The sequence below is a fragment of the Lactobacillus sp. PV037 genome (assembly GCF_014522345.1).
Classification (GTDB): Bacteria; Bacillota; Bacilli; order Lactobacillales; family Lactobacillaceae; genus Lactobacillus.
On record NZ_CP041987.1, the window covers coordinates 1003324 to 1016504 of the forward strand.

The following is a 13181-nucleotide window of genomic DNA, read 5'->3' on the forward strand; positions in this document are numbered from 1 at the left end:
TTTAGAAAAACTTATGCTAATTCAACACTAATTTTCATCCCTTGACTCAAAGTCTGATAAACAACCGAAACATGCAAAATATGATTTAAGAAATTTTGCTTTTCTTCTTGAGTCATTTTACTTTTGAAAAACACCTTAACATTAATTTTTGAGACTTGGTATTTTTCAGTTTCAGCCTCAGTTATAAGGTGAAAATTCTGTACATCTAAATTTTTCACCTTAATAATCATTGACGCAGAAATTGTTAAGCAACTATTCAGTGAACCAATTAAATATTGAACTGGATTAGGACCAGCATCTTTTGTTTCATGACGATCTTCATCAGCAATAAATTTATAATTACCTGTTTCATTAATTACTTGCCAAGGAATTCCATTAGTTTTACTTTCAACTAAGTATTTTCCCATTATAATAATCCTTCACTTTCTAAAAAGTCACGAGCAACTTTAGCAGGTTTTTCATGTTTTACATTAACCAAATAATTCATTCGTTGCATTTGCTTAGTAGTAATTTTACCCGCTAATTTATTTAGAGCTTTCACAACTTGAGGATTATTTTCTGCAAATTTAGCTTTCATTAATGGGGCACCTTGATATGGTGGGAAGTAATTTTTATCATCATCTAGCATTACCAAATGATACTTTTCAATTTCTGCATCAGTAGTATAGCCATCAACAACATTAACTTTCTTAGAAGCAATTGCTGAATAGCGAATACTTGATTCGGTTGTCTTAATTGACTTAAAGTCAAGATCATATACTTTCTTTAAGCCAGGATAACCATCTTTTAAATTATAAAAGTCAGGGTCAAAAGCAGCATGAATTTGCTTATTTACACGTTTCAAATCACTCATTTTACTTAAGTGATATTTTTTAGCAAATTCTTTGGTCGTGGCCAAGGCATAGCCATTTTGATAAGCCATTGGTTTTAAATATTCCAAATCATATTGCTTTTTCAAGTCGCTAGCTGCTTCAGCATATACCTGCTTAGGATCAGACCCAGTCTTTTTATTAGTTTTGACTAGAGTTTGCAAGACTGTTCCAGTAAATTCAGGATAAATATCAATTTTATTACTTTGTAACGCTCTAAATAAGAACGTCGTCCCACCAAAGTTTGGCTTTAATACTACCTTAGTATTAGGATCATTTTTTTCAATTAAATCTTTATACATATTAATTAAAATTTCTGGTTCTGATCCCATCTTCCCTGCAATAGTAATTGTTTGTTTTTCAGGTTTTCCAGTAATTTGTGGTTGATAATGATTATAAAGACTTACTCCACCCCAAGCTAGTAAGCAAACAGCAATTAAGCTAGTTCCTATTTTTGCCCGCAATTTACTTTTAGAAATGAACAGCAAGAACCAACTGAAGAATAAAGCTAAAAATGCAGACAGAATTGCCCCAAGCAAGACTTCAGCATTATTATTAGAATTAATACCTACATAAATATAAGTACCTAATCCTCCACCACCAACTAGGGCTGCCAAAGTTGCTGTCCCAATAATCATTACTAAAGCAATTCGAATTCCTGCTAAGATCATTGGCATTGCTAATGGAATCTCGACTTTCCGCAATTTTTTCCAATGTGATAGGGCTAAAGCTTCGGCTGCCTCTTGTAAATTTGATGGGATGCCGGTTAAACCTGCATATGTATTTTGAAAAATTGGCATAATTGCATACAAAACTAATGCAATTATTGCGGGAACTGTTCCAATTCCTACAAATGGCAACAATAATCCTAAAATTGCTAGACTAGGAATTGTTTGAATAATGCTGGCAATTTGTAAGGTAAATTCTGCCATTTTTTTATGATGACGAAGTAGAAAAGCCAGCGGAATAGCAATAATCATTGCAATTACTAACGCAATTAACGAAATTTTTATATGATCTAAGGTGGTTGCCCAAATTTGTGTATGTTCCTTTAGTATCATATTCCAAAGCTGTTTAATCATCACTTACCACCCTTTGCAATAAAAATTTCCAAACCCGTTTAGGTTCAATTAAAAATTCACCAAATTCAGTTTCTGCAATAAAGAGGGTATCTGGGTGATTTGAACAAGCTTTAACCAAATCTTTTAAATTTGAAATATGATACCGAAGTAAAGTTTCAGTTTTAGGGTAAAAACGAGGATCTACCCCTAGTTCTCCCTTTAATAATCCTTCCAAATCAAAATTATTTTCTACAGAACTAGCAGCAAAAAATTTCTTCACAAATTTAGTTGCAGGATGGTGCAAAATTTCTCGTGGTTTTCCAATTTGCTCTAAATGTCCTTGATGAATTACTGCAATTCTATCTCCTAACCGAACTGCTTCTTGCATATCATGAGTCACAAACATAATTGTGACGCTAGTTTGTTTATGCAGTTCTAATAAAGTATCTTGGAGCTGCTTTCTTACAACTGGATCAAGGGCTGAAAAAGACTCATCCATTAAAATTACCGGTGGCTTAGTTGCTAAGGCTCGGGCAATGCCTACCCTTTGCTGTTCTCCCCCAGACAAATCTGTAGGATATCGACTTAAATACTTTTCAGGAGACATTTTTACTAATTTCAACAATTCTTTTTGAAGGTTAATTTTTTCTTCCTTAGAGATTTTTCCATCTAAAGCGATAGTAATATTTTCACCAACAGTTAAATTTGGAAATAAACTTGCTGATTGTAAAACATAACCTGCATTTTTTCTTAAAGTACGCAAGTTAATTTGGGCAATATTTTCCCCATTAGAAAGAATCTTTCCACTAGTTGGTTCTACTAAACGATTGTACATTTTTAGCAAAGTAGTTTTACCACTCCCACTGGGACCAACTATCACAAAAAGTTCGCCTTTATTTACCTGAAAAGAAATATCTTCTAAAATTACCTGATCCCCATATTTTTTCCCTATATGGTCGTATTTAATCATTAGTAATACTTTCTTTCTTATTTATCCTTTGCCAAGTACTCTTGAAGTACTTGTAAAACTCCATTTTCAGTATTTTTAGGCGCAATATAACTTGCATGCTTCTTTACTTCTGCCATTCCATTTTCCATTGCATAAGAATACTTAGCAAAATCTAGCATTGGAATATCATTTTCGCCATCTCCGAAAGCAATTAAATCATTACCAGTTAAGCCAAATTTTGTCAGCATTTCTTTTAACCCTGCACCTTTGCTTACTCCATAGGCATTGATATCAATTGCAAATTCAGCAGAGCCATAAGCTGAAATTACATTCCCATGTTTTTGGTTAAAACTTTGTTCAATTTGCTTGCCATCTTTGCGAGGATGGTGAAAAGTAATTTCAATGTATTGTTGATTAGGCAACTTAGACCAATCTTTAACCTCTATACAAGTACCTGCAAAATATTTTAGAAATTCCTTGTCTCGTGCTGGTGCATTTTCTCCAATGTAAGCCATATTTGGTGCAAACAACATCGTAGCCATTTGACCATACTTCTGGTGTACATCTTCAATTAATTCAACTACAGTATCACGTTTCATTGGGGTTATTCCAATTTGCTTGTTATCAGACATTAAACGTGACCCATTAGCTGTCACAAAATCCATTCGATCAATATAATCAATAAAATCTTCTTTTAATCGTGCGTACGGTCTACCTGAAGCCACAATAAAATGGACCCCTCTTGCCTCAAGTTGAGTTAGAACTTTATTAAATAATTGATGGTCATAGGTCCTTTCTCCGTTTAAAAAAGTTCCATCCATATCAACCGCAACTGCTTTAAATGGTAAAGCCATAAACTTAACTATCCTTTCAATTGTTTTAATTTAATTTCTAATTTTTAATCATATATTTTCAAATCTTAAATCATTATAACAAAAACAGATTCTGAGTTAATCAGAATCTGTTTTAATTATTCAAAATTTGCTACTTTTACGTAACGCTTCTTTGTCGCTGTTGCTCCTTGAATCCGGTAGTATTGTTTGCCATTCTTAAACTTATAAGAACCACCATACGTTGTTACTACGGTTCCCTTCTTCAAAACTGTTCTATCTGCACGCTTAGTGCTCGTTGCATAGATATAGGCATTATGTTTTAATTTGCGTTTTGTACCATCTACATTTGCAACCTTAATATAATCAGGAGCATCAATAATTTTATAGTATTTTACTCCCTTAAAAGTATAAGGTTCTTTTTCAACTGTAACTTTTTTAAATGCAGCAATATGACGATACTTGCTTCCACCTCCTTGGCTATATACCAGTGAGCGATGCATTACAGTCTTTTCTACGGCTTCGATTGGTTTAGTATCTGTCAACAAGTTTGCCGTACTCATCCAAGCTGCTTCCTCTTTATTATTAGCTATCGCTAAAGATTGAGTAGAAATTGAATTATAGGTATGACTTCCTGCATTCATGAAATTTTTTCCAATATAGATTTCTGTTCCCCTACTAATCGTAGCAGGATCATTTAAAAAGTTATTATTTTCTACACTATTAAAATCATAAATTGAAGTATAATACGGCACATTTAGACGAACAGGTTTATCATTTCTCACATATACAGCATAACTTGCTTCTGTTTCTTTACCACTTTTAGTTGTTGTAGAGACAGTAACTACTCCCCAACTATTTGCTTTAGTGGAATCTACGGTATTTGAAACAACCTTTCCATCTGCTTTATCAGTTGATGCTACTTGGTAGGTAATTCCATTCGATGCCTTAATATCTAAAGGATCAAATTTACTACCTTCATCAATTAAGAAAATATTTCCACTTATGGATTCAGATTTTTCCTTTCCATTTTCACTGTAGTTTGCCTTTAAAATGCTATTGTCAATTAAGTTTTCAGGTTTCCCTGTTCCAAATATTACACTAGTATCTTCATCTTTTCCCGTTTGTTGCTTTGAGAGAGTAATGGTAAAACCTTGGGGCTTACCTAAGATTCTATTACCAGCCACAGAAATTCCTTGTTGCTTGAGTTGCGTGGAAAGTTCATTTGGAGGTAATGATCCATCATTTATATTATCATCTTCCAATTCTTTATAAATTTGACTTAATGTCATGTTGTCTTTAATTTCTAGTGAATTTGAAGGATTATTAGTAGAGTTAGAAGATGGTGTATTAATAGTAGTTGCCAAAACTCGAGAATTTAAACTTGCCATTGAACTTCCAACTAAGAAACTTACAGCTACTAACTTTAATGTTTTTTTCTTTTTATTCATTAATTTAATTTTCTTTCTAAGTTTAACTCCAACTAACTTTAAAAATTTTATTCATTGAAGGTAACATTTTTATTATCCCACTCAAATACGAAGAAATGTTATCACTTATCTTAAAAATCCTTAAAGAAAGTATTTCACTTTTATAACAAAAAACATCCCCTATCCAATAAGGGATGTTCAAATACTTATTTTGCTCTAATTACAATATTTTGTGTTGCATAACTACTATCATTTTGTGCACTCACATTTATAGTTTGTTTATTCTTTTTAACAGGTAGTTTAGCAGAAAACTTTCCATCTTTTCCTACGACTGTAGTTGCTAAAGTTTTCTTAGTTTTACTATCTTTAAAAGCAATCGTCAACGAACCTTCTGCTCCTTCATCATCTACTTGACCAGACACAGTCGCATACTTATAATTCTTGTCATACTTCAACGGTTTCAAATTCAACTTTTGCTTAATAGTTGATTTCGTTCCCGAATTTAAATGAATATTTGCACTAAGATAATTTTTTCCTGTCAAAACAAAATTTTGTGTGCTGGTCTTTAAAGGTACAGTGACTTTAAATTGACCTTTCTTATTTGTTGTAACAGTGGTATTTTTCTTTGTATCAGTATTAGCTAAGGTAAGTTTAGTATTCTTAGCTGCTACTCCTGAAATGATAGCAGTATTTTTCTTTGTATAAGAAATCGTATTAAACTTAAAGGACTTTTTATTAAGTTTCTTAACTTGTAAATCACTTGCTGATAAAAGCCCAAGCTTATTCTTCATAGTTAAAATTCTTTTAACTGATTGATCAATCTGTTTTTTAGAAATTTCTCCCTTTTTTACAGCCTTAGCGATTGCTGGAATTCCCTTAGCATAGTCGGCACTCATTAACATATCGTTACCAGCTTTGACTGCTAAAACATCTACACTCTCATTGCCATGATTTTTAGCAAAATTCTGAATCGCTCCCATTTCTAAGGCATCGGTCACAATTACTCCATTAAACTTACAATCTTTGCGCAAAAGATTAATTACTTTTTTCGAAAGGGAGGCTGGGTAAACTGGATCTATCTTATCATAAATCACATGTGTTACCATCACTGAATCTACTCCTGCCTTAATTCCAGCTTTAAAAGGTAAGATATCAGTCTTCATAATGGTTGATTTAGCAGTATTTACATGAGCAAAATCAGTATGCGTATCTGTCGCATCCCCATAACCTGGGAAATGCTTCAATGTAGCTGCTACTAAATTATCATGTTGCCAAGCTGGAACAACTTGCTTAATATAGTTAGCTTCAGCTGTATAACTCTTTTTCCCTTTTAGGCCACCAAATCCACGTTGATAAATAAAAGAAGATGGATTATCACTATAATCGGCATCTGGGGCATAATTCCAATTAATACCTAATTTATGTAATAAACTTGCTGTATCTGTCGCATACTGCACTACAGCATCCATCCCGCTGCCCTTTTCATTAGCTTCCGCATTTTCATATTGGTCACGAGGAAATTTAAATTGATCACCATTTTCTTTTACCAAGCCACTGTGAGTCAAACGAGATACTGATCCTCCTTCTTGATCAATTCCAATCAATAAGGGAAGTTGAGCGGTTGCTTGATAATTATCAATCTTACTTTTAAACTGCTTTTGGGTATAATTTTGCATATCTGCATCATACATAATATACCCACCTAAGTTATACTTGTATGCATCTTGTTCTGCTTGTCCAAGCTTTTGCGGTGTACGTGCAATATACATTTGGCCAATCTTTTGATTTAAACTTGCCTTTTTAATGTATGTATTAATCTGACTACTAGTTGCTGCCTGAGTTTTATGAGTGAAAATTCCACTTAAACCAGCCGCAATTGTTACTCCTGCAATCGCTGCAGTAGTAATTTTTCTTATAAGTCTTTTTTTCATTTTTTCTCCTTAAAGTTAATCTAAAAGCAAAATATACCATAATCCATTCTACATTCTTCTTTTAATAGATTCATAACAAATACTTTACAAAGAATTTTCAAATAAAAATGAATCAAGTGATAAGATACTTGATTCATTTTTATTACTTAAAAAATTTGATAGCGAGTTAATTTTATTTACTCATCTAACTCTTCTACTTCATTAACCTGGGCTTTCTTAGATACACTTGCATACCAGAACCAGCCAATTAAACCAAAGGCTATTGGTCCAATTGCAGTCCAAAATGATGTCATGTAATCATTTGTAAATAATGGCTCAATGCAAGTAAAGACGATCCCAATTGCTACCACAAGCCAAACTATGATTGTAATTGCCCAAACTAATTTCATATTTTTAACAAAAACAAACGGACGATCCAAATTTTTCTTCATTTTAAAGAAAGGATAAGCTCCAATTAAAAATAGATATGGCGCTGAAGATGATACGTTCATCATATCCATTAAGATAGTATAGAATTGTTGCGCACCACTACCACCAAATGAAATAAATAAGATTACTACACTAACAATAACTGCTTGAAGCCACATTGCATGTTCTGGCATATTGTGCTTATTAAGTTTAGTTAAAGTCTTAGGCAATAAACGGGGATCACAGCCTTCAATAAAAGATTTGATTGGTGAATAAACCATTACGAAAGCGGCTGAAATTCCTGCCAATACATCTGCAATTCCGGCAAATCTTGAAAAAGCAGTTCCTAATGCCAAAGAAGCTGAATTTGACAGTCCTAAAGTATGTCCAGTAACAATCCCTAAATTGTTTATCAAAACATACTCAACGTTTGCTAGGTCAACTTTATTACCACTCAAGGTTTTATTCCAGTTTACAGCTACTCCTGCCATAAAAATATTAAAAACATACAACCCTGTCATCACAATCACTGCAATAATTAAAGCTTTAGGGAATGTTTTTTCAGGTTTATCAACTGAGTCAATTACTCCCGCTGAGGTTTCCAAACCACCATATGCAAATAAGGCATACACAATAAAGGAAATAATTGCAATCGGCGTTTGAAAACTAGGATTTGGTGAATGAGTAAAAGTTTGAGCAGTTGCAGGTTCAGCTAAATGCCCTCCACTTAGTAAAAATACCAGAAGAGAGACTACCATAAATCCAATTGCAATTGCTAAGGTAAAAATTCCTCCAACTTTACTTACAGCAGCAATTTTATCTACACCTTTTACAGCACAAAAAGTTACAATTACTAAAAATAATACTTCTAAAATCCCCAATAATTGGGTAGAACCAATTGCTCCCAAATGCCAACTTTGTGTAGTATCATGGCCAGAAATAGCTGTCGAAACTGATACTAAGAAAAACTGCGTTGAAGATACTAGCCAAATTACCCAAGCTGCTAGCCAAATAAACGTTCCTGTAAATGCCGTTCTTTCACTAACTGACCCTCTTAACCACGAAAAAATTCCTCCCTTTGCTCCTTTAAAAGTTGCTCCGTATTCCGCAAACATTAAAGCTGAAGGAACAAAGAAAAGAATCGCTGTTAAAACATACCAAATAATACTTGAGTAACCCATTTGGTAAAAGGCGGTCAATGAATTACTAAAACCAAAGATTGATGAAAAAATCAGCAGTACTAACGCACCGGTCTTGATTTTAACATCCTTTTTTTCTTCCATAAATTAAAATTCTCCTTTTTATAAACACTTACTTATTATCCTCTTTTTCATAATTTTTTCAAAGAATGTTATTAATTTAATTTTTCATACAAAAAAAGCAATTAACTTTCATTAACTGCTTTTTTCTCTAAATTATTACTCAATTAATAATTCATGTACTTGTTTCTTTCCCAATCAGAAACGCTTTGAGTATATTGAGACCATTCTAATTCCTTAGAATCAATAAAGCTTTGCGTTAAGTGTTTACCTAAAGCATCTTGAATTAATTCATCTTCCTTAAAGGCCTTAATCGCATTATGCAAAGTTGAAGGTAATGGCTTAATACCACGTTCATTTCTTTCATCTTCACTCATTTCAAACACATTAGAAGTTACTGGTTCCATTGGCATCTTTTCTTCCTTGATGCCTTGTAGTCCAGCCTTTAAAGCAGCAGCTAGCAATAAATAAGGGTTGGCAGTTGGATCAGCAGAGCGCATTTCTAAACGAGTAGTTACTTCTTCTGCAGAAGGAATTCTAACTAATGGAGAACGGTTCTTAGTAGCCCATGAAATATAAACTGGTGCTTCATAACCTGGAATTAAACGCTTATATGAGTTTACAGTTGGATTACCAATTGCAGTAATTGCACGTGCATGTTCCAAAATCCCATTTAAGAAATAAAGGGCTGTCTTTGATAAATTGTACTTACCATTTTTATCATAAAAGACATTTGTACCATCTTTAAAGAGCGACATATTAGTGTGCATCCCATTACCAGCTTCCCCTTGTACTGGCTTAGCCATAAAGGTCGCAAATAAACCATGCTTTCTTGCAATTGCACGAACAACCATCTTAAAGGTTTGAACACGATCAGCAGTAGTTAAAGCATCATCAAATTTGAAATCAATTTCATGTTGGCTTGATCCTACTTCGTGGTGTGCAGCTTCAACTTCAAAGCCCATACCTTCCAAAGTTTCAACAATTTCACGACGACATCTTGCACCTTCATCATCTGAAGTCATATCAAAATATGAAGCATGATCTGCATTTTCAGTAGTCCAGTTGCCGTCTTCACCTAACTTAAATAAGTGAAATTCTGCTTCAAAACCAATATCAAAGTCAGTAAAGCCCATGTCCTTCATTTCTTTAAGAACACGCTTTAAGTTATTTCTTGGATCACCTTCAAATGGTTCCCCACTGGTCTTGTGTACGCTACAAATTAAGCGACCAATCTTACCGCCTTCTTCATCACCCCATGGGAGGACTGCCCAAGTTGAAAAGTCAGGATATAAAACCATGTCACTTTCTTCAATGCGAACAAAACCGTCAATTGATGAACCATCGAAGCGAATTTCATTATTCAAAACCTTATCTAATTGGCTCGTAGGAACTTCTACACTCTTTAATGTTCCATTAATATCAGTAAAGGTTAATCGTAAAAAACGAACATCTTCATTTTCTACACTATTTTTAATATCTTCTGCAGTTAATGTTTTACTCATTTGTACACACCTTATTCTACAATTATAGATCAATTTTATAGATTGTTTTTAAATTGGTCTAGTCCTTGAAAATCTCATTTTTCCTTGTGCCTTTGCACATTACTAACCATAACAAACAAAATTGGTATCGTCAATATAAAAGGTGTTTTCATTTAAACTTTTAAGAAATCACTAACTAGTTTTTTAATTTTCGTTTCACTTGTTGAATCTTGTAAAGGGTCTACCCAATGTACTGGTAACTGATGCTTAAAATAAGTAATTTGGCGTTTAGCGTACTTTCTGGAAGCTTGTTTTAATTTACTTATACATTCCTCTAAACTTTTTTCTCCTTCAAAATAAGGAAACAGTTCTTTATAACCAATAGCTTGGATTACTTGATGTTCCTGGGCACGATTTTCGTAAATAAATTTTGCTTCATCAAGTAGCCCCTTCTCCATCATCAAGTCAACTCGACGATTAATGCGGTCATAAACTAACTGTCGCTCACTATTTAAACCAATAATTAAGGCATCATAACGAGGAGTAATCTGTTTTTGTTGCTGAGAAAAAAGTTTTCCTGTTCGGCCAATCACTGTTAATGCTCTTAAGGTTCGTCGACTATTATTCGGTGCTATTTTTTCACTAGCTGCTGGATCTATTTTTTCTAATTCTTTCCACAATTTTTCTGGACCATTTTTTTCTAAAAAATCTTCCCACTTTTTATCTACACTTGTCTTATATTCTCCAGGTTCACCTAATTGCATCTTATTAACTAACGCATTAATATAAAAACCTGTTCCCCCTACAACAATTGGAACCTTTCCTTTTTTATTTAAAACTTCAATTACTTCATTAGCCTGTTTTACAAAGTCTTTTACCGAGTATTCTTGAAAGACTGACCGCTGGTCAATTAAATGGTGCTTAATTTGCGCTTGTTCTTGTTTAGTAGGTTTTGCGGTTCCAATTGCTACTTCTTGATAGATTTGCATTGAATCCCCTGAGATAATTTCAGTATTCAGCGTCTTAGCTAATTTTAAACCTGCCTCAGTTTTACCAACAGCTGTTGGTCCAATAATAACTATTACTTTCTGCATTTATATATCCTTTAATTTAAAATCGTATTTCTTTATTAAATACCCAAATATTGGTAAAATCAAAATGAAGGTAGAAAATTAATTGATTTATTCAGGAGGTATTTATTATGGCAAAGAAATTTGGTGCCGGTCTTGCAACTGGTGTTTTAGCAACTGTTGGTGCTTTAGCAGCTGGATTATTTACCTACAAGAAGAAGGTTGTTGATCCTCAAGAACAACACGAACAAAAAATTGAAGAAAACCGTAAGAAAGCTAACCGTAAGAGCTACGCAGCTCACCAAGCTTAATATCTTACTAAGACCTGTTTAGCTGAAACAGGTCTTTTCTTTTGCCTAAATTAATTTAAACTTCACTGTTTATTTTTTGCAAGAAAAAAATGATTCTAAAAGAATCACTTTTCTTGCTTAATTTTGATTTTAGTTATTTCACCACTAGTAAAAACTTTCACCTTTGACTGCGTTTTCACTACTAAATTACCATTATCGTCAATATCTTGCACCAAAGCTTGGATGGTATTTTTTCCATTTTTAAATACTACTTTTCTTCCAACTACATTAGACAATTTGCGATACAGAGGCATAAAATCTCGCTGGTCATATTCACTAGTGGCCTTGATAGTTGCTTGAACTAAATCTTGCCTCAAACACTTTTTATTATAATCTTCCTTGCTAATACTTCCTACTAACTCCCTCAAACTAACCGGAAAATTAGCTGTATTAACATTTATTCCCACTCCAATTATGAGCCCATTATTTAGGTTTTCTGTTAAGATGCCGCCTATTTTTTTATTATTAAAATAAATATCATTTACCCACTTTAAAAAGAAAGTTTTTTTAGGAAAATATTTTTTCAAAACTTCAACAAGTTTAATCGCAATGTAAGGTGTTAATAAGCCTATTTTTGCCTTATTTATTTTGAAGTTTGGAATAGCAACACTATAATAAATACCCGTATCCTTAGGGGAATAAAAAGGACGCCCTTGCTTGCCGTATCCACTAGTTTGACTACTAGCAATAAAAGCTGCAGCTTCCAAATTATCCTTTAAGTATTCTTTGGCTAAATCTTGCGTTGAAGTTACTTCATCATATTGGAAAAATTTCATAACTTATCGTAAATGAACGCCCTTATCAACAAAAATAATGTCTCCAGTTATCCCCGAAGCCAAATTGCTCATCAAAAATGCACAAGTATTACCTACTTCTTCTTTAGTTACATTTACTCCATCTACTGTTTCACTTTGAGAAATTTTAAGTAATTCTGAATGACCCTTAATTCCAGAAACAGCTAATGTTTTGATGGCTCCTGCTGAAATTGCATTTACGCGAATACCATCTTTTCCTAAATCTCTCGCAAGATAGCGTACCTCTGATTCAAGGGCAGCCTTAGCTATTCCCATAGTATTGTAATTTGGAAGGGCACGGTCACTTCCCATATAAGTCAAAGTTACTAGGCTAGCGGGATCGTTTAAAATCTTAACTCCTTCTTTGGCCACTGCTAAGAAAGAATATGAGGAAACATCTAAGGCCTGAGCATAACCTTGACGAGTTGAATTAAGAATTGAACCACCTAACTCTTCTTTCTTAGCAAAAGCAATCGCATGGACAATGCCATCAATTTTTCCAAAGTTATTTTTTATTTTGTCAAAGGCTTCTGTGATACTTGTATCACTTGTAACATCACACTCAAAGAGATATTTTTCATCAGGTACAAGCTTAGAAATATACTTTTTTAATCGTTCATTTTGATAAGTGTAAATTATTTCTGCTCCCTGCTCTTCCATTGCCTGAGCACATCCCCAAGCAATGGAGCGACTGTTGGCTATACCCATTACTAAAATTTTTTTACCTTCTAAAATTCCACTCATTT

The 13181-nt window shown here is 33.5% G+C and carries 12 protein-coding genes; 1 reads left to right on the forward strand and 11 read right to left on the reverse strand.

Annotation, left to right across the window (positions count from 1 at the left end; genetic code table 11):
• Nucleotides 1-11: 11 nt before the first annotated feature.
• The 9 genes from FP435_RS05435 to miaA all read right to left on the reverse strand — a co-directional run bounded on the left by FP435_RS05435 (nucleotide 12) and on the right by miaA (nucleotide 11315).
• Nucleotides 12-407 carry an OsmC family protein gene (locus tag FP435_RS05435; RefSeq protein WP_265483163.1) on the reverse strand — a complete coding sequence of 132 codons (396 nt, stop codon included), beginning with the start codon at nucleotides 405-407 and terminating at the stop codon, nucleotides 12-14.
• Nucleotides 407-1951, reverse strand: a complete 1545-nt coding sequence (locus tag FP435_RS05440; RefSeq protein WP_265483164.1) for an ABC transporter permease/substrate-binding protein — start codon at nucleotides 1949-1951, stop codon at nucleotides 407-409. Before FP435_RS05440 ends, FP435_RS05435 begins: the two co-directional genes overlap by 1 nt.
• Nucleotides 1944-2900 carry an ABC transporter ATP-binding protein gene (locus FP435_RS05445; RefSeq protein WP_265483165.1) on the reverse strand — a complete coding sequence of 319 codons (957 nt, stop codon included), beginning with the start codon at nucleotides 2898-2900 and terminating at the stop codon, nucleotides 1944-1946. Before FP435_RS05445 ends, FP435_RS05440 begins: the two co-directional genes overlap by 8 nt.
• Before the next feature lie 17 nt (nucleotides 2901-2917).
• Nucleotides 2918-3733 carry a Cof-type HAD-IIB family hydrolase gene (locus FP435_RS05450; RefSeq protein WP_265483166.1) on the reverse strand — a complete coding sequence of 272 codons (816 nt, stop codon included), beginning with the start codon at nucleotides 3731-3733 and terminating at the stop codon, nucleotides 2918-2920.
• 116 nt (nucleotides 3734-3849) lie between these two features.
• Nucleotides 3850-5160, reverse strand: coding sequence for an SLAP domain-containing protein (locus tag FP435_RS05455; RefSeq protein WP_265483167.1), 1311 nt, complete (start codon nucleotides 5158-5160; stop codon nucleotides 3850-3852).
• Nucleotides 5161-5345: 185 nt separating this feature from the next.
• Nucleotides 5346-7070: a glycoside hydrolase family 3 protein gene (locus FP435_RS05460; protein WP_265483168.1), complete on the reverse strand. Its 1725-nt coding sequence runs from the start codon at nucleotides 7068-7070 to the stop codon at nucleotides 5346-5348.
• 176 nt (nucleotides 7071-7246) lie between these two features.
• Entirely contained in the window at nucleotides 7247-8761 is a 1515-nt protein-coding gene (gene yjeM, locus FP435_RS05465) for a glutamate/gamma-aminobutyrate family transporter YjeM (protein ID WP_265483169.1), read from the reverse strand.
• A gap of 143 nt (nucleotides 8762-8904) precedes the next feature.
• Entirely contained in the window at nucleotides 8905-10242 is a 1338-nt protein-coding gene (gene glnA / locus FP435_RS05470) for a type I glutamate--ammonia ligase (RefSeq protein WP_265483170.1), read from the reverse strand.
• 152 nt (nucleotides 10243-10394) lie between these two features.
• Nucleotides 10395-11315 (reverse strand): tRNA (adenosine(37)-N6)-dimethylallyltransferase MiaA, encoded by a 921-nt coding sequence (miaA, locus tag FP435_RS05475; protein WP_265483171.1) that lies wholly within the window; start codon nucleotides 11313-11315, stop codon nucleotides 10395-10397.
• Nucleotides 11316-11422: 107 nt separating this feature from the next.
• On the opposite strand from miaA, the gene FP435_RS05480 reads away from it, so the two are divergent.
• Nucleotides 11423-11602 (forward strand): DUF3042 family protein, encoded by a 180-nt coding sequence (locus FP435_RS05480; protein WP_265483173.1) that lies wholly within the window; start codon nucleotides 11423-11425, stop codon nucleotides 11600-11602.
• A 104-nt stretch (nucleotides 11603-11706) separates the two neighbouring features.
• Here FP435_RS05480 and FP435_RS05485 read toward each other — a convergent pair whose 3' ends face one another.
• Together FP435_RS05485 and fabI are read right to left on the reverse strand one after the other, a co-directional pair.
• Nucleotides 11707-12417, reverse strand: coding sequence for a biotin--[acetyl-CoA-carboxylase] ligase (locus tag FP435_RS05485; protein ID WP_265483174.1), 711 nt, complete (start codon nucleotides 12415-12417; stop codon nucleotides 11707-11709).
• A 3-nt stretch (nucleotides 12418-12420) separates the two neighbouring features.
• Nucleotides 12421-13179 carry an enoyl-ACP reductase FabI gene (gene fabI, locus FP435_RS05490; protein WP_265483176.1) on the reverse strand — a complete coding sequence of 253 codons (759 nt, stop codon included), beginning with the start codon at nucleotides 13177-13179 and terminating at the stop codon, nucleotides 12421-12423.
• Nucleotides 13180-13181 lie beyond the last annotated feature (2 nt).

Excerpts from the sequence above, each read along its gene's own strand:
- yjeM (WP_265483169.1), bottom strand. The coding sequence starts at position 8,761 with ATGGAAGAAAAAAAGGATGTTAAAATCAAGACCGGTGCGTTAGTACTG.
- FP435_RS05445 (WP_265483165.1), bottom strand. The coding sequence starts at position 2,900 with ATGATTAAATACGACCATATAGGGAAAAAATATGGGGATCAGGTAATT.
- FP435_RS05485 (WP_265483174.1), bottom strand. The coding sequence starts at position 12,417 with ATGAAATTTTTCCAATATGATGAAGTAACTTCAACGCAAGATTTAGCC.
- FP435_RS05460 (WP_265483168.1), bottom strand. The coding sequence starts at position 7,070 with ATGAAAAAAAGACTTATAAGAAAAATTACTACTGCAGCGATTGCAGGA.
- FP435_RS05455 (WP_265483167.1), bottom strand. The coding sequence starts at position 5,160 with ATGAATAAAAAGAAAAAAACATTAAAGTTAGTAGCTGTAAGTTTCTTA.
- glnA (WP_265483170.1), bottom strand. The coding sequence starts at position 10,242 with ATGAGTAAAACATTAACTGCAGAAGATATTAAAAATAGTGTAGAAAAT.
- FP435_RS05480 (WP_265483173.1), top strand. The coding sequence starts at position 11,423 with ATGGCAAAGAAATTTGGTGCCGGTCTTGCAACTGGTGTTTTAGCAACT.
- FP435_RS05450 (WP_265483166.1), bottom strand. The coding sequence starts at position 3,733 with ATGGCTTTACCATTTAAAGCAGTTGCGGTTGATATGGATGGAACTTTT.
- FP435_RS05440 (WP_265483164.1), bottom strand. The coding sequence starts at position 1,951 with ATGATTAAACAGCTTTGGAATATGATACTAAAGGAACATACACAAATT.
- miaA (WP_265483171.1), bottom strand. The coding sequence starts at position 11,315 with ATGCAGAAAGTAATAGTTATTATTGGACCAACAGCTGTTGGTAAAACT.
- fabI (WP_265483176.1), bottom strand. The coding sequence starts at position 13,179 with ATGAGTGGAATTTTAGAAGGTAAAAAAATTTTAGTAATGGGTATAGCC.
- FP435_RS05435 (WP_265483163.1), bottom strand. The coding sequence starts at position 407 with ATGGGAAAATACTTAGTTGAAAGTAAAACTAATGGAATTCCTTGGCAA.